Below are 19,266 nucleotides of genomic sequence, written 5' to 3' on the forward strand. Positions count from 1 at the left end.
TTTTATATGCTAGTTTTTCACGCTTTCTTTTGTTGTTTTTCTTCAAATGATTGAAAATCACGCCAAATCTCATTCATTTTCCGTCTACCAACATCAACCAGCGGATTAAACTGAATTGCTGCTTGTTGACGTACAGTGTGGACGTTTTGAATTGCTTGTTTCAAGTGTTGTTCAACCGAATTGGAATTTCTATTAGCTTGTTTTACAATTGAATATCCAGCGACATTTCCTTGCGCCATCGCGATTTTTCCGCTTTCAATTCCGGTAATATTTCCAGCTACAAATAAACCTGGAAGAGGGGTTTCCATTTCTTCTGAATGAAGTGGAACATGTCCGCCTAATTCCGGAATGTAATGGAAAGGGCATCCCGCTATAGCGGCAAGCTCGGCAAGCGGATATAGACCTCCGGCAATACAAACGAAGTCTGCCTCATATATCTTTTCTGATCCGTTAATAATATTTCCTTTAGAGTCAATGTTAGCAACACGTACACCTTCAACTTGATCTGTACCGATAATTTCAAGTGCAGCTTTTCGGAGATGAAGTGGTGTTCCGTTTATTTTCATCCCGTTATTTGGATAAAAGGTTAATCCAGCTTTTCGAATCCAATCATATTTCATAAAACGGCTACCTATGCGTAGGAAAGCGGACGGAGCGAGGTGAGCTGCATTTAAAAGGGAGTTCAAAACTTCCTCTGGTTCACCAGCTTTTTGGCTTAACTCGCTTTTTTCTGGAAGTACAATGTGATCCACTGTAATTCCAGCTAGTTGCAATTCGTTTAAAATGGCGAATGACAAAATGTTAGCACCGATAATAATTCCTTTTGTACCAACTTGGACTCGGTGGACATTTGTCATAACTTGAGCCGCTCCAATTGACATAACCCCTGGAAGTGTCCAGCCGGGAAGGGGAATAGAATACTCCGCAGCCCCAGTAGCAATAAGTACAAACGGCGCTTCTAACGTACCGATATTTGTATGTACGAACCAACAACTTTCATCTTTATCTAAATTATAGACGGAAACACCACATCGAATTTCGACTGAAAGTGATTTTGCTTCTTCATGAAGGCGTTTCGATTCTTCTATTCCGTTCCACCATTCTCCAGTAGTTTCCTGGTGTAACTGTCCTAATAATCGTCCGCCAGGTTTCATAAATTCATCAATAACAAGTACGTTAAGTCCAAAACGTGCACAAGAGATGGAAGCTGATAATCCCGCCGGCCCTGCGCCAATAATAATTACATCGCTCATCGCTTTTTCACCATCTCTCTTACGATATTTGGATGCTGTTTTCCGCTTTCAACAACCATATCGTTTTCTACAACAGTTAAGCACGCTCGTACGTTCGTTTGGTTGTTTACCGTCACTCGGCATTCAGAACAATGCCCGATATTACAATAAATACCTCGCGGCGTTCCACTATCTTCATGGATTCTTAACGTTCGTATTCCGTTTGCTAGTAAAGCAGCCGCTATCGTTTCATGTTCATATGCTTCGTATTGTTGACCGTTAAATTGAAAAGTGATGCGCTGACTATTATTTAAACTACCTAAAATAGGGTGATGTGTAATTCTACTCATTGATTTTCACCTACCGCTCCAAAAGTAACTGCACGTATTGGTGGCTGATATTTTAATGGAATTTCATTAGGAGTTATGTCAGGGTTTGTACTTTCAATCATTCGATCTATCATCATTCTACATGTGCGACCACCACAAAATCCCATGCCAGCACGTGTTCGTAGTTTTAATTCTCTTGCCGTGCATTTATATTCAGCAATTGTCGATTGTAGTTGTCCGTATGTAACTTCTTCACAACGACAAACAATTAAGTTCTCTTTATTCGTCATATGTATTCCTCCTCTAGTTCGGTTTTCACTAATTATGATGCAAAAACTATGCCAATATAGAGGAGGAGTGGGTGATTATTGTAACCCAAGTCTTTTTAAACGGTTATATAATGTGGCCCTCGTTACCCCAAGTTGTTTCGCACATTCTAATTTATTACCATCTAAAATGCGTAAAGCTCTTTCAATTACCTTTTTCTCGTGCTCATCCATCTCTTCTTGTAATGAAAGAATCGTGTTATTGTTGCTGTGTAATGGGGAATGAGACGTTTGGTTCTCTAAAGTATCATTTGTATGAAACGGTAAATATTCTTGTTTTATAATGCCGTCTGACGCAAATACGACGAGTCTTTCAACTACGTTGCGGAGCTCGCGGATATTCCCTGGCCAATTGTAATGAAGCAACTCATGCATAATGCTTGAAGGTAAGTCGCGAACTGGTCTGTTATAGTTTATTGAAAAATCGTTTAAGAAGGAGTACGTTAATTCAATAATATCTTCTCGTCTTTCGCGTAGTGGTGGAATATGCAAGCTAACTACATTTAAGCGATAGTATAAATCTTCTCGGAAAGTTCCTTTCCTCATTTCTTCTTGTAAATCACGGTTTGTAGCAGCGATGATGCGGAAATCTATATTTATTTCTTTTTCTCCACCAACTCGGTAATACTTTCGTTCTTGCAGTACACGTAAAAGTTTCACTTGCATATCGAGCGGCATTTCGCCTATTTCATCGAGGAATAAAGTACCGCCTTGTGCAAGCTCTATTTTACCTTTCTTACCTTTACTATTCGCACCAGAAAACGCTCCTCGTTCGTAACCGAATAATTCACTTTCAAATAACGCTTCTGGAATTGCACCGCAGTTAATCGAAATGAAAGGGGCATTTGCTGTTTCGCTCGCCTCATGTATTGCCTTGGCAAATACTTCTTTTCCAACACCACTTTCGCCAAGTACTAAAACTGTAGATTTCACAGAACAAACCTTTCTAGCTAATTGAATCGTTCTTTGTATGACAGGGCTTTTTCCATTCATCGCATGGAAAGGGTCAGATGTATCTTTATATTTTGCTACTTCTTGTTCTAAACGGTGCATTTCATGCGACATATTAAATAATTTTTCATTCAATACAACTTGATTTGTAACATCCGTTTCAGAAACGACTGCTCCGATAATTTCATCGTTACAATAAACAGGGTTTGAATTAATTAATACGAACAAATCAGGGCGAGGCTGATGGAACTGAGCGATTATACTTTTTCCGTCATGTAATGAATGCAAAATTTCTAAATCTTTATAATCAAAAAAACGAGTGATGGGTTGTCCGATAATTTCATCTTGGTTGACAGAAAAGATTTTCTCAGCGCCATCTGTCCAAGTACGAACGCATTCTTTATCATCGATGACTGTAACAGAAGAATCCGACGTTTGAATAACAGTGTTATAAAAAGCTTGTAGTTCATTGTAGTACTTATAAAGAAAAGGAATCGTTTGCTGAGCAGTTATACAGCATATAGGTTCTTGGTTTTCGTTAATAATGACAACGGCTGGTTCATGAGAAAATGCGTCGATTAAAGCAGTGAAAGAGTCCTCTTCATATATAACTGAGCAACTCCATTCTTCAGTAGATGAAGGGATGTAATAAAAATTTTCACCTTCCTGTTTCATGTGCTTAACGATACTTGTACGATCAATTGACAAAATTTTTATAAACTCTTTTATTGTTGGAAATGAAAATGCCATAGTGCCCTCCTGTTATGTATAAAAATTTAGACAGTGATAAAAAAATAATACACCTATTTACGATAAATTTAAAATATTTTTACAAATAAAAATTATTTCATATAAATATTTCTGTATGTAGAGTTGGCACACCAATTGCATAAATAGAAAGTGAGAGATTTAGGAGAAAGGAGGGTGCTATGTGAGACACTGTGACGTTTTAATAATAGGTGGTGGAATTATAGGATGTTCTATTGCATATTACACTTCAAAATATGGAAGAGACGTAACAATCATTGAAAAAGGGGAATTTGTCAGTGGGACGTCTTCACGGTGTGACGGGAACATTTTAGCGATTGATAAAGACCCAGGGTTTGATAGTCAAATGTCGTTAGTAAGTCAAAAATTAGTAACTGAATTAAGTGAAGAGTTGGAGCACTCATTTGAATATAGGGCACCAGGAAGCATTCTCGTTTGTGAATCAGACGAAGAGATGGAGGCAGCACAGCAATGGGTGAATCGTCAAAAAGAAGTTGGTTTACCGTTTCGAATGCTTGATAGGCAAGATATAAGAGAGGAATCACCATTTTTTGCAGATGATTTATTGGGTGGTTTAGAATGCGCAACTGATTCAACTGTAAATCCATACCTTCTTGCTTTTTCACTTCTTGCAGAGTCGAAAAAATTTGGTACGAAAGCTTTTAATCATACAGAAGTAAAGGAAATGAAAAGGGATATAGACGGATCCTTTATTATAGAAACGACAAATGGGACGTTTACCGCGAAGCAAGTTGTGAACGCAGCCGGTGTTTGGGCTCCTAAAATCGGACAGATGTTAGATGTGAATATCCCAATTGAACCGAGAAAGGGACATATTATTGTAGCTTCAAGACAACAGCACGTAGGTTCTCGTAAAGTAATGGAATTTGGTTATTTAATTTCTAAATTTGGTGGAAAACGAAAAGTGGATGCTTTAACTGAAAAATACGGGGTAGCTCTTGTGTTTGAGCCAACAGAAAGCCAAAATTTTTTAATTGGTAGCAGTAGGGAATTTGTAGGGTTTCATACGAGAATAAATAATGAAGTCATTAAATGTATTGCGAACCGAGCGATTCGTTTTTATCCGAAAATGGCAGATATGATGGTGATTCGTTCATATGCTGGATTACGCCCGTGGACAGAAGATCATTTGCCGATAATTTCACGAGTGGAACATATCCCGAATTACTTTATAGCAGCAGGACATGAAGGTGATGGAATTAGTCTTGCAGCGGTTACTGGGAAAGTAATTGAGGAGTTATTAAATGAAAAAGAAACAATCATTCCTATTGAACCACTTCGTTTGAGTCGTTTTACAGAAAGGGTGTTAAACGGATGAGGTCACAAAGAATCTTTACGACAATTGATACACATACGGGCGGGAATCCAACGAGGACATTAATTAGCGGACTTCCTAAGTTAAGTGGAGAGACGATGGCAGAGAAGATGTTACATATGAAAAGGGAGTATGACTGGATTCGAAAATTGTTAATGAATGAACCACGTGGTCATGATGTAATGTCGGGGGCACTTTTAACAGATCCGTGTCATCCGGAAGCTGATATAGGCGTTATATACATAGAGACAGGTGGATATTTACCGATGTGTGGTCACGATACAATTGGTGTATGTACAGCTTTAGTTGAATCAGGTTTAATTCCCATAGTTGAACCAGTTACTTCTTTAAAGCTAGATACACCAGCTGGCTTAGTTGAAGTAGATATTACTGTTCAAAATGGTAAGGCGAAAGAAGTCTCCTTCTGTAACATTCCAGCTTTTTTACTGAAAAATATTTCTGTACACGTCGATGGAATTGGAACTGTAGAGGCTGATATTGCGTATGGAGGGAATTTTTATGCCATTATCGATGCGAAGTCAGTAGGTTTAGAGTTAGTGCCAGAAAACGCTTCTGCAATTATTGATAAGGCGATTCATATTAGAAATACAATTAATGAGAAGTTTGAAATCATTCATCCGCAATATTCGTTTATAAGAGGATTAACACATATTGAATTTTATACAGATCCTACTCATGAAAGGGCGCATATGAAAAATACAGTTGTAGTTCCACCAGGAGGAATTGATCGATCTCCATGTGGTACAGGAACATCAGCGAAGTTAGCTGTATTATACGCTCATAAAAAAATCGACATCGATGAAGAATTCGTTCATGAGAGTATTGTAGGTTCTCTATTTAAAGGGTGTGTCATAAATACAACATCTGTAGAAAATATTGAAGCTGTAGTAACGAAAATTACGGGATCAGCTTGGCTTATGGGTATGCATAGATTTTTTTACAATGAAAAGGATCCACTTAAAGAAGGCTTTTTGCTAATTCCGCCGATGGAACATGAAACGGAGGATGTAAAATGAACATTCAAAAAATGTATACAGCAGTAGATGTGCACGTAGCTGGCGAGGCATTTCGTGTCATTAAAGACGTACCATGCAAATACTACTACAGTTTGGAGCAACTAAATGAACAACTTTCAGGCGAATTAGCAGAAGAAATGAAGCTTTTATTAAATGAACCACGTGGTTTTATCGGTTTAAATGGATGTATTGTTGCTCCTTCTATTCATACTGAAGTCGATGCGGCTGTATTGTTTTTTAATCATGAAGGATCCATTCCTCTTCATTACGGCGGCATTGTTGCGGTAATAACGATGTTACTAGAAAGCGGATATTTAAAAAAGAGAGATTCTAATCAATACAAAATTGAAACGTTATCCGGCATATTTTCAGTCAACGCTTATATAGAGCATGATGAAGTTATATCTGTTTCGTTTGAAAGCAAATTATGTTATATGGTTGAGAAAGACTTGAAGATTGGTAATATACGTTATTCTCTCATACAAGCAGATAAAGTATATGCAGTTGTAGAAAAGGATACGTATTCGCCAGAAATTTGTATTGAAAACATCTCTAAATTAAAAAAATGGGGAGAATCTACACTTCAAGCTATTCAAAAACAATCTATTATAAAAAGACTTATTTTAGTAGATCCTTCGTCAAAAGAAGAAAATCATATAAAGACGATTACATTTCATGAGGATAACTTTATTGTGCGTTCACCGGGGTTTGTTTCTACAATTGTGTCTTATGTTAATGCTTTATTTAAAAATGATTTTACAACGGATAAACCTTTTAAAAACGAAAGTATATTTAATAGCTTTATAACAGTGGAAAAAGTGAAGAAAGAAGAACTAGGATACATTTTCCGTTTTGAAAGTAGAGGGTTTATTACAGGAATGCAGACGTTTATATTAGACCCTACAGATCCATTTCCGACAGGTTTTTTATTAAAATAAAATGTTAAAGGGAGAGATAAAGATGCAAAAGATTAAAGGGGCATTTCCAGTATTAATAACGCCGATGGATGAGTTCCAAGAGATTAATTGGGATGGTGTAAAACAAAACGTAAACTACTTTATTGAGCAAAAAGTAGCTGGAATTATTATTAATGGAAGTACGGGAGAATTTGTTAGTTTATCAAAAGAAGAGCGATTTAAGATGGTAGAAACAGTATTGAAAGAAGTTGATGGCCGTATTCCAGTAATTGTTGGAACTGCTGCCGAGACGACGAAAGAAACGATTGAATATACGAAATATGCAGAAGCGTACGGAGCGGATTGTGCATTAATTATTAACTCTTACTATTGTAAACCGAAAGAAGAGGAAATCTATTTTCATTTTAAAGAAATCTCAAACGCTGTAAATATACCAATTATGTTATACAATAATCCGTTTACTTCTGGTGTTGATATGAGTACAGAGCTAATGCTCCGTATCGGAAAAGAGTGTGGAAATGTTACACATATTAAAGAATCTAGCGGAGATATTCGAAAAGCGAGAGATTTAGTAAGACAAGGCGAAGGTGCTTTTCAAGTCTTCTGCGGATCTGAAGATTTAGTTATGGAATCCTATTTAGTTGGTGCAACGGGATGGGTTTCAGTAGCAGGAAATATCGTTCCAGGTCTCGTTACGAAAATGTATGAGCATTTTCAAAATGGTGAATTAGAAAAAGCGTGGGAGATAAATGATGCTATTTTACCCCTATGCGAATTTCTTGAAGGATCAGGGAAATATGTACAAATCGTAAAACGTTCAATGGAATTACACGGGCAAGCTGGGGGGCCTTCACGTTATCCGAGACTAGGATTAACTATAGAAGAAGATCAAAAACTTCAAACGATTTTATCCCGCATAAACGGGCAGTTTGACCCCCACCTCAAAATGCGGTAGATGCAAGAAAGTTATGTGGGAGTCGGACTGCCCGTAAAAGCCCGATTGGTTCAACTAATAATCAGCGGGGAAAAACCCCCCACTGATTAAAGTTTCACTTTATCAGAAATTGCAGCCCATGCAGCTGTTTAAATAAAGGGGAGAGTATATATGTTAACGACAAACATTGAGCTGAAACCAAAAGTGAAAGCGTTTTTAAATGAAGAAATTAAAATGTTTATTAATGGCGAATTTGTTCCTTCTACTAGTGGGAAGACGTTTGAAACTTACAATCCAGCGACAGAGGATGTTCTTGCGGTCGTGTGTGAAGCGCAAGAAGAAGATATTGATATCGCAGTAAAAGCGGCAAGATCCGCATTTGAATCAGGCCCTTGGACAGAAATGACTACTGCTGAAAGAGCGCATCTTATATATAAACTAGCAGACTTAATTGAGGAGCATAGAGAAGAATTAGCACAGCTAGAAGCATTGGATAATGGAAAACCATATCAAGTTGCACTTGAGGATGATATTGCAGCGACAGTAGAAAATTACCGTTATTATGCGGGTTGGGCTACAAAAATTATCGGGCAAACGATTCCGATTTCAAAAGATTACTTAAATTACACACGCCATGAACCTGTTGGCGTTGTAGGCCAAATCATTCCGTGGAATTTTCCACTCGTTATGTCTTCTTGGAAAATGGGAGCTGCACTTGCGACAGGTTGTACGATTGTATTAAAACCGGCAGAGCAAACACCTTTATCTTTACTATATACAGCGAAGCTTTTTAAAGAAGCTGGTTTTCCAAACGGTGTTGTAAACTTTGTACCAGGTTTCGGTCAAGAAGCAGGTGCTGCAATTGTAAACCATCATGATATTGATAAAGTAGCTTTCACAGGTTCAACAGTTACAGGGAAATATATTATGCGTCAATCTGCAGAAACAATTAAACATGTAACGTTAGAACTTGGTGGTAAGTCACCAAATATCATTTTAGAAGACGCTGATTTAGACGAAGCGATTAACGGTGCGTTCCAAGGAATTATGTATAATCATGGTCAAAATTGTAGTGCAGGATCTCGCGTGTTTGTTCATCGGAAACATTATGAAACAGTAGTAAACGAACTTGTAAAAATGGCAAATGACGTAAAGCTTGGAGCAGGTATGGAACAGGAAACTGAAATGGGGCCGCTCGTATCTAAAAAACAACAAGAGCGTGTGCTAAATTACATTGAACAAGGAAAAGCAGAAGGTGCTACTGTTGCAGCTGGTGGAGAACGTGCATTTGAAAAAGGTTATTTCGTCAAGCCAACAGTATTCACGAACGTTACAGACGATATGACAATCGTCAAAGAAGAAATATTTGGACCAGTCGTAGTTGTACTCCCATTTGATTCGACGGAAGAAGTAATTGAAAGAGCGAATCGCTCATCTTACGGACTTGCAGCGGGGGTATGGACACAAAATATTAAAACAGGACATCAAGTTGCCAATAAATTAAAGGCAGGAACAGTGTGGATTAATGATTATAACTTAGAAAATGCTGCTGCACCATTTGGTGGATATAAGCAATCTGGTATTGGACGTGAGTTAGGTTCATATGCGCTTGATAATTATACAGAAGTGAAGAGTGTTTGGGTAAATATAAAGGAATAATGGAATAGAAAGAGGATGCGGGCAACTGGAAGGTATGATAAAGGTTGTCCGTTTTCTTATATATAAAATTGCTTTTTCAAAAGAATTATAAGGGGGATTTGGATGGAGAAGTTAGTAGAATGGTTAGTAGGGCAAGTATGGAGTATTGGTTTAGTTGTTTTCGCATTAGGAGTAGGAGTGTATTTTACAATTGCTACTCGTTTTTTACAAATTCGTTATTTTAAAGTAATGATTAAACTACTTTTTGAAGGGAAAAGCTCAGAGACAGGAATCTCATCTTTTCAAGCATTTTGTTTGGCGTTATCAGGTAGGGTTGGAATTGGGAATATTGCAGGGGTAGCGACAGCAATTGCTTTCGGCGGGCCTGGAGCTGTATTTTGGATGTGGGTAATGGCTCTATTAGGAGCAGCTAGTGCATTTGTTGAATCAACATTATCTCAAGTATATAAAAGTAAAGTCGGGAATGAATATCGCGGCGGTACACCATATTTCATTGAGAAAGGCTTAAAAATGAAATGGTTTGCGGTCATTGTAGCAGTCGTTGTAACACTTTCATATGGCGTTTTATTACCAGGTATTCAATCTAGTAGTATCGCTGTTGGATTTGAAAACTCTTCTGGCATTAGCAAGTATGTAACTGGTATATTTTTAGTCGTATTATTAGCAGCAATCATTTTTGGTGGAGTAAAAAGAATTGCAGGCGTTTCTCAAATGCTTGTTCCATTTATGGCAGTGGGTTATGTAATTGTTACATGTATAATATTAACTGCGAATGTAACAGAAATCCCGAATATGTTCGGTCTTATTTTCTCAAGTGCATTTGGTGTGAATGAAATGTTTGGAGGAATTGTTGGGGCAGCTATTGCCTGGGGCGTAAAGCGCGCAGTATTTTCAAATGTAGCAGGTGTTGGAGAAGCGACGTATAGTTCTGCCGCTGCTGAAGTATCGCATCCTGCAAAACAAGGGTTAGTTCAAGCATTTTCCGTATACATCGATACAATTGTCGTATGTACAGCGACAGCTCTTATGATACTAATAACAGGTATGTACAATGTAACACCTGAAGGGAAAAGTACTATTGTACAGAATATAGGAAATGTGGAAGCGGGTCCAATTTATACACAACAAGCAGTTGAAACAGTTATGACAGGGTTTGGTCCATTATTTATTTCAATCGCAATCTTCTTCTTCGCATTTACAACGTTACTCGCTTACTACTATATCGCTGAAACGACGCTTACTTATTTAGATCGTGGGCTCAAATATAGTTGGTTAAAACCAGTATTAAAAATTGGATTTTTAATTATGGTTTACATCGGTAGTGTAGAATCAGCCTCGCTTTTATGGAATCTCGGGGATTTAGGAATTGGTAGTATGGCATGGTTAAACCTAATCGCGATTCTACTATTAAGTAAAACAGCATTAAAAGTGTTAAAAGATTATGAGACGCAGAAAAAAGAAGGAAAAGATCCAGTTTTTGATCCTAAAAACGTAGGGATTGAAGGTCTAACGATTTGGGAAGAGCGGAGTAAAGAGGGTGAAAGAAGAAACTCTAAAGAAAAAGTGTCGGTGGATGATAGTGTTAAATTTTAAACATGCAAATTTTTATGATTAAAAAACTGAAAATTCACTCTTTTTAAAGGTGTATATGGTGGTCCTTGTTTATCCTTAAACAAAAGGCTGTATTGATCTTAGTAAAGGGGTATTTGAAGTTTGTTGTGTCTCAGTTGTAATTTCTGTAGAACTAAAATGTACTCAGTGATGATTCTAGCGCATGAGTGTATGGTGGAATAGAAAAATCAAAGATATTAAAAGCGAAAAAGCTCTCCTTAAAATAAGCTTGTAAGGAGAGCTTTTTATTTTAGCCTAATTTTTTTGAAAGAGTTTCAATTGTTTCATATAGTCAATAGCTTTTGTTTTATTTCTTTGCTTAGAAACATATTGTGCTTCGTTTAAATCTCTATAATAATTATTAAATATTTCTTCAGAAAGAATTCCATCAGAGATAGCTTTTTTAACCGCGCATTGTGGTTCATTTGTATGCGAACAGTTAGAAAACTTACATCTCCTAGATATATCCGCTATATTTTCATACCCAAAATCAAAGTTATCTTTATGATTTATTAAGTCAAATCCCATCTTACTAATAAGCAATCCCTCCACTTTTGAAAGAGTTTTTTAGAATCATACATATAAATTTTATCATTTTCAATCTGTATTTATTTTTAACCGCCAATTGTTACAATGCATTAATTTACTTGGTGGGTACTCAAATTCGCAATCAGAAATAAATGTAAAGTTAAGCTTACGACAAACTGCATTTGAAGCAGGATTATGAATTGAAGGGAAAGCATGTATAAAGTTATATTTATTCTCTTTCATTGCTGCATCAATTGCTAGTTTAACTGCGAGTGTTGCTATTCCTTTTCCTTGAAATTGAGGTAGTACGCTCCATCCAATTTCATATATACTTTCATCATTCCAAGTAGTTTTCCAATACCCGACAGAACCAACCTCCACAAAATCGGGAGATTGAGTAATACTAAACATTTGCCCGCTATCACCAAGTTTAAGATAACGTTTATGTCGTTTTAAAATTTGTTCTTTCGTTTCAGGTCCTCCTAGATATTCCATCATTTCTGGGGCGTTTATTTTAAAAAGGAGATTAAGGCTGCTTTCTTGCCAAGTATTAATTTGTATTTCACGTTCTCCACTTCTTCCTAAAATATATATCAACTCCTTAAACTGCTTTTTTATTTTATTTCTTTGATTGATGGGAGAACTCTTTCTTCAATAATTTCGCTCTTGTGCTGAAGTGATGGTGTTTATTTCAATATTCTATATCTTCATAAATTGATTTCTCTACATCAGAGAGAAGTGTGTATATGCTCTTACCGATTAAAGATTCTAATTCTTTCTTAATTGTATAGAATCCCTTCCAATGTAAAGAGGTATGAGAGGTTGTTCCGTGACGTAAACCAACTGAAATCAATCTTCTTTCAAGCGTAGTAAAGCCTTCCGCATCAGCAAGAGCGTCACAAAGGGTAATTACTTTATTGTATAAGTCGTAATCACTATGTTCATTCAATATTTCAACCAACCGGATTTCCATATGATCGGGAACAAGACTCCACTCCGCTGCGATATCTATATGTTCATTTTTGCAAGGAAATGAATGCGTCACACATATAATGGCGTTTCCTGTATACCCTAAATCATTCATGTACATATAGCCATCATAGGAATGAATAACAGATTGGGTAAAGCCTTTGTATCTTCCTATATCATGCAGGAGGGCAGCATTGTATGCTACGTCAACATCTAGGTCATACCCATTTTCAATAAGTTCTACAATTATTTTTTCAGTTGCATTGGCAACATTAATTGAATGTTCGAACCAAGGACCTGGGTTTTGTTCATATGCCCACTCGAGTAATTCTCTTGCGTAAGTCCTATCTAATATATACTTCATATAGGTATCCTTTCTCTAAAAAATCATATCTTAAATAATTTCATCTTAATATTTAATTATTCCTGCTTTAAAAATTGTTAAAATAAAAACAAAAGGGGGAAAAGTAATGCAGAATTTAGTAATTGAAGAAATTAAACTAATAGAAGATAGTATTGAAGAACTTTCTAAACTTTTGAAAACTGTAGTAGATGATGGAGCATCAATTGGTTTTTTACCTACACTTGAACAAAAAGAAGCAACAAATTATTGGCAAACTGTTTTAGCACCAGAAGTGATATTGTATGTTGCTAAAGTAAACAATGAAGTGGCAGGTAGTATTCAATTACACTTAGTTACAAAACCTAACGGGATCCATAGAGCCGAGATTTGCAAGTTAATGACTCACCCAAACTTTAGACGTAACGGTATTGGACGTTCACTTATGCAAAAAGCAGAAGAGAGAGCAAAACAAGAGAACAGGTCTCTTTTAGTATTAGATACTAGAGAAGGAGATCCTTCTAATAAATTGTACAAGTCATTAGACTATCAAGAATCCGGTAAAATACCAGGGTATGCAATTTCTCCGAATGGTGAGTTAGATGCAACGGTAATTTATTATAAAATGATTTAGTACCTTTCTATGTAAAAAATGATGGTGGAGTTAGACCAGAAACAACAGTAACCCATGAGGCGAATGTACCTACTGATCGAAGTGGATATCATCTTATTTTAGCGGTTTGGGAAATTGCAGACACAGGAAATGCATTTTATCAAGTTATTGATGTGGACCTTGTAAATAATGGTTTAGCTGCAAATTTAGCATTTAACAATGTAGTGTAAGTTCCTACATTATTTTAAGAAAAGGTAGCCTTTGATCATCTAAATCATCTTAGATGATCTTTTTTTGTGAAAACGATGTAAAATATAGAAGAAAGTGCAATTATTTATAAAAAAATGTGTCTAAAATATTGTCATATTTGCTTCTTTAAGATATCCTTTTCATGAAGAGGTGGAAATCATGGAAAAAGTACTAGTTTTCGGGCATAAAAACCCAGATACAGATGCAATTTGTTCTGCAATTGCTTATGCAGAATTGAAAAAAGAATTAGGAATGAATGCTGAGCCTGTACGTTTAGGCGAAATCAGCGGTGAAACTCAATTTGCGTTAGACTATTTTAAAGTAGAAGGACCGCGTTTTGTTGAGACAGTAGCAAACGAAGTGGACAATGTTATTTTAGTTGACCATAACGAGCGTCAACAAAGTGCTAACGATATCGAATCTGTTCGAGTGTTAGAAGTTATTGACCATCACCGTATTGCTAACTTTGAAACAAGCGATCCTATATACTACCGTTGTGAGCCAGTTGGTTGTACAGCTACAATCTTAAACAAAATGTACAAAGAAAATGGCGTTGCAATTCGTAAAGAAGTTGCAGGTTTAATGTTATCTGCAATCATTTCAGATTCTTTACTATTCAAATCTCCAACTTGCACAGAACAAGACGTTGCAGCTGCTCGTGAACTAGCGGAAATCGCTGGTGTTGACGCAGATAGCTACGGATTAGAAATGTTAAAAGCTGGTGCTGATTTAAGCGGAAAAACAATGGAGCAATTAATCTCCCTTGACGCTAAAGAATTCCAAATGGGTAACGCGAAAGTTGAAATCGCACAAGTAAACGCTGTTGACACAAACGACGTTCTTGTACACCAAGCGGAACTTGAAAAAGTTATCTCTGCAGTAGTAGAAGAAAAAGGTTTAGACCTATTCTTATTCGTTGTAACTGACATCTTAACTAACGACTCTGTCGGTCTTGCGATCGGTAAAGCAGCAAACGTTGTTGAGAAAGCATACAACGTAACATTAGAAAACAACACAGCTACTTTAAAAGGTGTTGTATCTCGTAAAAAACAAATCGTACCAGTACTAACAGAAGCATTCCAAGCTTAATATTATTGAGTACGGATAAACAGGAAGGACAAGTAGTCAGATTGGCTGCTTGTCTTTTTTTTCTCTTTTGAAATGACAGAAAATTAGAATTTTTAACGAGGAGGCTTGCGTATGTTTAATGGCTCAAAGACGTTAAAATGGGATGAAAATAGGAAATGTTATGACTTGGAAACGTTGGAAAACAAATTTCGATCACTTTTAAATCAAAATATTTCTTCTGTTTCTGAATTAGAGGAATGGCTAATGAAGGAACAGCGTTTAACTGCTGAAGTGGAAGAGGTGTTAACGAGTCATTTAATTGCTGTGTATAGAGATTCAAAAGATAGTGCTATGGGTGATTTACATAAGTATAATCAAAATACGATTCAACCACTTTTAAAAAAATATAATGCAAAATTTGATCAGAAATTTATTGATTGTCCGTTTTCGAAATTATTAGATGAACGAAAATACGGATATATGAAAAAAATAAGATTGGTGAAGAGCGAAATATTTAATGAAAAGAATATTTCTCTTGCCGTTAAGGAAGAGGGTCTTATAACGAAGTATAGAGAAATTATGTCTAACATAACAATCAATTGGGATAACGAAATAAGGACGTACGCATACGTTAAAGCAAAGTTAGATAACCCAAATAGAATCATTCGTGAAAAGGCATGGCATGCTTTATGTGAAGCAAGAAGTGTAGTAAAACCAGAAATAGATTGTATTATGAATGAACTTGTACAATTACGGAATCAAATAGCCCTAAATGCAGGGTTTAACAATTATAGCGAATATATTTTTAAGCTAAAAAACAGAGAATATAGTATTGAAGACTGTTATGTGCTTCATGAATCTATAGAGAAGCTTGTTGTACCCGTATGGAAACGATTAGGCAATCTTTTTAAAAGGGATCTTGGTGTAAAAGCGTATCGTCCGTGGGATCTTGCTTCTTGTACATTGCGGAAAGTTTCATTTCAAAATTCCAATGATTTATTGGATGGGGTTGAAGAGATGTTACGAAAGACGGATTCATATTTTCATGAGGAATTTATTCATATAAGGAAATCAGGATTAATTGACGTAGAAGAACGGGAAAATAAAGCGCCAGGAGCTGCTTGTTTTACTTTCCCTCATAGTAAAGATGTTTTTGTTTATTCTAATTTTAGCCCGTCATTTAACGCAATTAATGCACTCATACATGAAGTGGGTCATGCGCTTCATTTCTATAAACAGTTTAACAATGAAAGTAGTATGCAAGAAAAATATCTTCGTGAAGAAGTAGCTGAGCTGTATTCTCATAGTCTCGAACTATTACTAATGGATAAGCTTGATATTTTTTATAAGGAAGAGAATGAATATAAGAAAGCACAACAAGAACAACTGCATCGGGCTTTGTCTTTATTAATTACGCCAGTTTCAGGTGATCTATTTCAACACTGGCTCTATACTAATCCGAACCATTCGCCAGCAGAACGTGATGAGAAATATCTTGAATTATGTAAAAGGTATAAGTATTCATCAGTTAATATTACAGGTGTTGAGGAAGAACTTAGTACGAGCTGGATAGAATCTTTCCATTATGTTCAGTTTCCTTTTTACAAAATTGAATATGCAATCGCACAATTAGGAGCACTACAATTATTTCAAATATATCGTGAGGATCAAGAAAAAGCGATTACTTTTTTTAAAGAGGGAGCGAGTGCGGATTGGAATGTTTCCATACAAGAGATTTATGGAAATACAGGTGTTACATTTGATTTTTCGCAAGAAATGGTACAAAGTACTGCTGGAGCTGTATTGAAGTTTATCAGCGAATTAAAATAAGGATAGCATTCGCTATCCTCCTTAGCGTTTATTCATAAGATCGTTTCTTGTTTATATAAAATGTAACAATAGCAGCAATAATGAAAATAGGTATTGCGTACGCTTGCACTACAAATAATTTCCATCCTACAGAATTATAGCCGTCAGATGCTGGAATGATAACGGCGATAATACAAACAATAATATAGAGTAATAGTGCTGGGAGTATATTTTTCATAGTCGTTCACCTCCTTTTAATACTAATATTATGTCTATATTTATATAAGACATGATAGGTTTGCATTTGAAAGACTAAGTACAACAAATGTATTTTTTAGTAATTATGTAAATGAAAAGGTTATATGGAAATAGATTAGAAGAGATATATGTAGAATGATAAAGGGGCGATTTGTATAATAGACAATATATTAAATAGAATGAAGCAAGATATAAATATGGATTTATTGTATGAGTAATGGCCTGATTTTAAGAGGGCTGCTTTTACACTATATGATGATGAACATGTGTATGTATTTCAGCATCCATTATTTCTGCCAGAGGAGGATGATGGGTGTACCCATCATATTCAAAGATTATCCAACTGCCATCATCAACATGAATAGGTATAGAGATTATAAAAGTTTACTTGCGATTATGGTGCATGAACTTTTTCATTGTTATCAATATTTGAATGGTGAAAGTAGATTTCCAAATGAATCTTTAGGATTGCAATATCCTATATTAGAAGAAAATATTGAATTACGAAATAAAGAACGAATTTGTTTATATGATGCTGTTAATTGTAAGTCAAAAGCTGAGAAGAATAACTATATTAAGCAATTTATTGAACTAAGAGAGCAAAGGGCCAATTTTATGAAAGAAGAGTTTATATCATACGAGTGTATGGTTGAAAGTATAGAAGGGCCAGCTTTGTATGTTGAAATGAATGCTTACAATACAGTATGTAAAAATGATGAAAGCGAAACATTACGAAAATATAGTAGATTAATTTTAGATGCATATGAAGCTAATTGTAACATAAGAAAGAGTTGCTATAGCTCAGGAATGCTTTTATGTTTATTATTAGATGAAATCCTTCCTGAGTGGAAAACGAGCTTCTTTAATAGTGATAAATCGCTATATGCTTTTTTAAAACAAAATATAAATGTGGATTTGAGTTTAAACAATGATATTACAATAAGTAATGAAACAAAGCAAATGATTCATTTTGTTCAAAACGAAAGAGACAAGGATCTTAAAGAATTTAATGAGAAAAAAGGAAATCACCTGTATATTATAGGGGATATAAAATTAAATATGTTTAATCCAATGAACGTAAATTTAAACGGAAATAAAACATTACATAAAACCTTTTTAAGTGTAAGTATACATAATAAAACATATATGATAAATCAGCCTGTTTTAGCATTTTTTGAAGAAGAATATAAAAATATGAAACAAGTTCATATCGTTATGAATGAAAAACCGGTAGAAAAAATAATAGTTGGAACGTTGTGGGGATTGGAGACATAGAAGCTGAGTATGGAGAAGTGGAGAATTCTCTATTTTTATATTTAAAAAGTTAGAAGTGAGGTAAGAAATAACGATGAAAAGATTATGCATTATTCCGTGTGGAAAAAAGAAAATTTGGGATAAGTACCCAGATTACGGCCCGACAGAGGCAAAAGATGTATATATTAGTCCATTCGGAAAAGCATGTCAGGCGTACGCAGCGGAGTTTTTCGAGAACTGGGTTATATTATCAGCAAAGCATGGATTTTTAAGACCAAATGATATTGTACAGGAAAACTATGATCTTGCATTTGATTCAAAGAGTATTGAGATTATTAGTTTAGAACAATTACAAAAACAGATGGTTGAAAAAGATTTACTTCAGTTTGATGAAATTGTCTTACTTGCGGGGAAGAAGCATAAAAAAGTAGTGACGAAGTTATATCCAGAAGAAATCATTACATATCCGTTAGAAGGATGTAGAGGGATTGGGTATATGTTACAGAGGTTGAATGGGGCTGTGGAAGCGCAGCAGGAAGTAAAGGGATGAATTAGTAATTGTCTGGTCACAAAATTGGTCACATTCTGATAATCTTTTTGAGTACGTCAGATACTGACTTATCCATACTCGGCAATATACATGACTGTATACATCAAGAGTAGTCTTAACTGAGCTCCCTACAGCTGGCTGTACGCTCAAAGGAAGGGAAACCTTCCCTAGAGTAAAATTGTATTTAAATTTGTGATTTTGTAATCCACACCTACATAATTACATATATCTATCTTGAAAACACTTCTATTTTTACTTTATTAGGTGAAACAAATAGAAATTATATTTTACTTTATAAAAAGGATAGGCCTACTAAGGGATTTTTAATTTTTTTAACTTGTTTTTTAAATCTAATTTTGTAATCCCTTTCTATAAAATAACGATTTTGTTTTTTTTCTATTTCGCTCACATTTTTGTAACGCACAAATTAGTATATAGACAAGTAGATGCTCTATAATTTTCCTAGCAAATAACAATAAATTTGCATTTCTTATTGGCCCTTACTTTCGAGTAAGGACCTTAAATATT

Annotated in this window: 18 protein-coding genes and 2 pseudogenes; 12 read left to right on the top strand and 8 right to left on the bottom strand. The window is 35.5% G+C overall.

Annotation, left to right across the window (positions count from 1 at the left end; translation table 11 throughout):
- Nucleotides 1–17: 17 nt before the first annotated feature.
- The 4 genes from MR109_RS14370 to MR109_RS14385 form a co-directional block, all read right to left on the bottom strand.
- The gene (locus MR109_RS14370) at nt 18–1,253 is read right to left on the bottom strand and encodes an NAD(P)/FAD-dependent oxidoreductase (protein ID WP_242272581.1); all 1,236 of its coding nucleotides are present in this window, start codon (nt 1,251–1,253) and stop codon (nt 18–20) included.
- Complete coding sequence (locus tag MR109_RS14375; protein ID WP_242272583.1) at nt 1,250–1,582, bottom strand: (2Fe-2S)-binding protein; 333 nt, start codon at nt 1,580–1,582, stop codon at nt 1,250–1,252. Before MR109_RS14375 ends, MR109_RS14370 begins: the two co-directional genes overlap by 4 nt.
- Entirely contained in the window at nt 1,579–1,851 is a 273-nt protein-coding gene (locus tag MR109_RS14380) for a (2Fe-2S)-binding protein (protein ID WP_178939728.1), read from the bottom strand. The genes MR109_RS14375 and MR109_RS14380 overlap by 4 nt, the downstream gene beginning before the upstream one ends.
- A gap of 75 nt (nt 1,852–1,926) precedes the next feature.
- A complete protein-coding gene (locus tag MR109_RS14385; protein ID WP_242272585.1) occupies nt 1,927–3,588 on the bottom strand; it encodes a sigma-54 interaction domain-containing protein in 1,662 nt (553 codons plus the stop codon).
- A gap of 181 nt (nt 3,589–3,769) precedes the next feature.
- Between MR109_RS14385 and MR109_RS14390 the strand changes: the two genes are divergently transcribed.
- From MR109_RS14390 to MR109_RS14415, 6 genes are all read left to right on the top strand, one after another.
- On the top strand, nt 3,770–4,945 hold the full coding sequence (locus MR109_RS14390; protein WP_242272586.1) for an NAD(P)/FAD-dependent oxidoreductase: 1,176 nt from the start codon (nt 3,770–3,772) through the stop codon (nt 4,943–4,945).
- On the top strand, nt 4,942–5,979 hold the full coding sequence (locus MR109_RS14395; protein ID WP_242272588.1) for a proline racemase family protein: 1,038 nt from the start codon (nt 4,942–4,944) through the stop codon (nt 5,977–5,979). Before MR109_RS14390 ends, MR109_RS14395 begins: the two co-directional genes overlap by 4 nt.
- Entirely contained in the window at nt 5,976–6,917 is a 942-nt protein-coding gene (locus MR109_RS14400) for a proline racemase family protein (RefSeq protein WP_242272589.1), read from the top strand. Before MR109_RS14395 ends, MR109_RS14400 begins: the two co-directional genes overlap by 4 nt.
- A gap of 1 nt (nt 6,918) precedes the next feature.
- Nucleotides 6,919–7,851 (top strand): 4-hydroxy-tetrahydrodipicolinate synthase, encoded by a 933-nt coding sequence (dapA, locus tag MR109_RS14405; RefSeq protein ID WP_242272590.1) that lies wholly within the window; start codon nt 6,919–6,921, stop codon nt 7,849–7,851.
- Nucleotides 7,852–8,001: 150 nt separating this feature from the next.
- The gene (locus tag MR109_RS14410) at nt 8,002–9,489 is read left to right on the top strand and encodes an aldehyde dehydrogenase family protein (RefSeq protein ID WP_242272591.1); all 1,488 of its coding nucleotides are present in this window, start codon (nt 8,002–8,004) and stop codon (nt 9,487–9,489) included.
- 102 nt (nt 9,490–9,591) lie between these two features.
- On the top strand, nt 9,592–11,082 hold the full coding sequence (locus tag MR109_RS14415; protein ID WP_242272593.1) for an alanine/glycine:cation symporter family protein: 1,491 nt from the start codon (nt 9,592–9,594) through the stop codon (nt 11,080–11,082).
- Between the two features lie 273 nt (nt 11,083–11,355).
- Here MR109_RS14415 and MR109_RS14420 read toward each other — a convergent pair whose 3' ends face one another.
- The 3 genes from MR109_RS14420 to MR109_RS14430 form a co-directional block, all read right to left on the bottom strand.
- The gene (locus tag MR109_RS14420; protein ID WP_242272868.1) at nt 11,356–11,628 is read right to left on the bottom strand and encodes a ribosome small subunit-dependent GTPase A; all 273 of its coding nucleotides are present in this window, start codon (nt 11,626–11,628) and stop codon (nt 11,356–11,358) included.
- A 69-nt stretch (nt 11,629–11,697) separates the two neighbouring features.
- Complete coding sequence (locus MR109_RS14425; protein ID WP_242272870.1) at nt 11,698–12,222, bottom strand: GNAT family N-acetyltransferase; 525 nt, start codon at nt 12,220–12,222, stop codon at nt 11,698–11,700.
- 97 nt (nt 12,223–12,319) lie between these two features.
- The gene (locus MR109_RS14430) at nt 12,320–12,961 is read right to left on the bottom strand and encodes an HD domain-containing protein (protein ID WP_242272595.1); all 642 of its coding nucleotides are present in this window, start codon (nt 12,959–12,961) and stop codon (nt 12,320–12,322) included.
- Nucleotides 12,962–13,067: 106 nt separating this feature from the next.
- Between MR109_RS14430 and MR109_RS14435 the strand changes: the two genes are divergently transcribed.
- The 4 genes and pseudogenes from MR109_RS14435 (at nt 13,068) to MR109_RS14450 (ending at nt 16,697) form a co-directional block, all read left to right on the top strand.
- A complete protein-coding gene (locus tag MR109_RS14435; RefSeq protein WP_002172303.1) occupies nt 13,068–13,571 on the top strand; it encodes a GNAT family N-acetyltransferase in 504 nt (167 codons plus the stop codon).
- Nucleotides 13,565–13,780 (top strand): annotated as a pseudogene (locus MR109_RS14440) (lytic polysaccharide monooxygenase); the annotation flags it as partial. The gene MR109_RS14435 and the pseudogene MR109_RS14440, both read left to right, overlap by 7 nt.
- A 178-nt stretch (nt 13,781–13,958) precedes the next feature.
- On the top strand, nt 13,959–14,888 hold the full coding sequence (gene ppaC, locus MR109_RS14445; protein ID WP_071719333.1) for a manganese-dependent inorganic pyrophosphatase: 930 nt from the start codon (nt 13,959–13,961) through the stop codon (nt 14,886–14,888).
- Nucleotides 14,889–14,999: 111 nt separating this feature from the next.
- A complete protein-coding gene (locus tag MR109_RS14450; RefSeq protein WP_242272597.1) occupies nt 15,000–16,697 on the top strand; it encodes a M3 family oligoendopeptidase in 1,698 nt (565 codons plus the stop codon).
- 28 nt (nt 16,698–16,725) lie between these two features.
- Here the strand turns inward: MR109_RS14450 and MR109_RS14455 are convergent, their stop codons facing one another.
- Nucleotides 16,726–16,914, bottom strand: coding sequence for a DUF4017 family protein (locus MR109_RS14455; protein ID WP_098304819.1), 189 nt, complete (start codon nt 16,912–16,914; stop codon nt 16,726–16,728).
- A gap of 178 nt (nt 16,915–17,092) precedes the next feature.
- Between MR109_RS14455 and MR109_RS14460 the strand changes: the two are divergent.
- Both MR109_RS14460 and MR109_RS14465 read left to right on the top strand, forming a co-directional pair.
- Nucleotides 17,093–18,262 (top strand): annotated as a pseudogene (locus MR109_RS14460) (peptide ABC transporter permease).
- Between the two features lie 20 nt (nt 18,263–18,282).
- Complete coding sequence (locus MR109_RS14465) at nt 18,283–18,738, top strand: DUF6884 domain-containing protein (protein WP_242272599.1); 456 nt, start codon at nt 18,283–18,285, stop codon at nt 18,736–18,738.
- Nucleotides 18,739–19,266 lie beyond the last annotated feature (528 nt).

This window comes from Bacillus cereus group sp. BfR-BA-01310 (genome assembly GCF_022664325.1).
GTDB classification, from domain to species: domain Bacteria; phylum Bacillota; class Bacilli; order Bacillales; family Bacillaceae_G; genus Bacillus_A; species Bacillus_A paramycoides.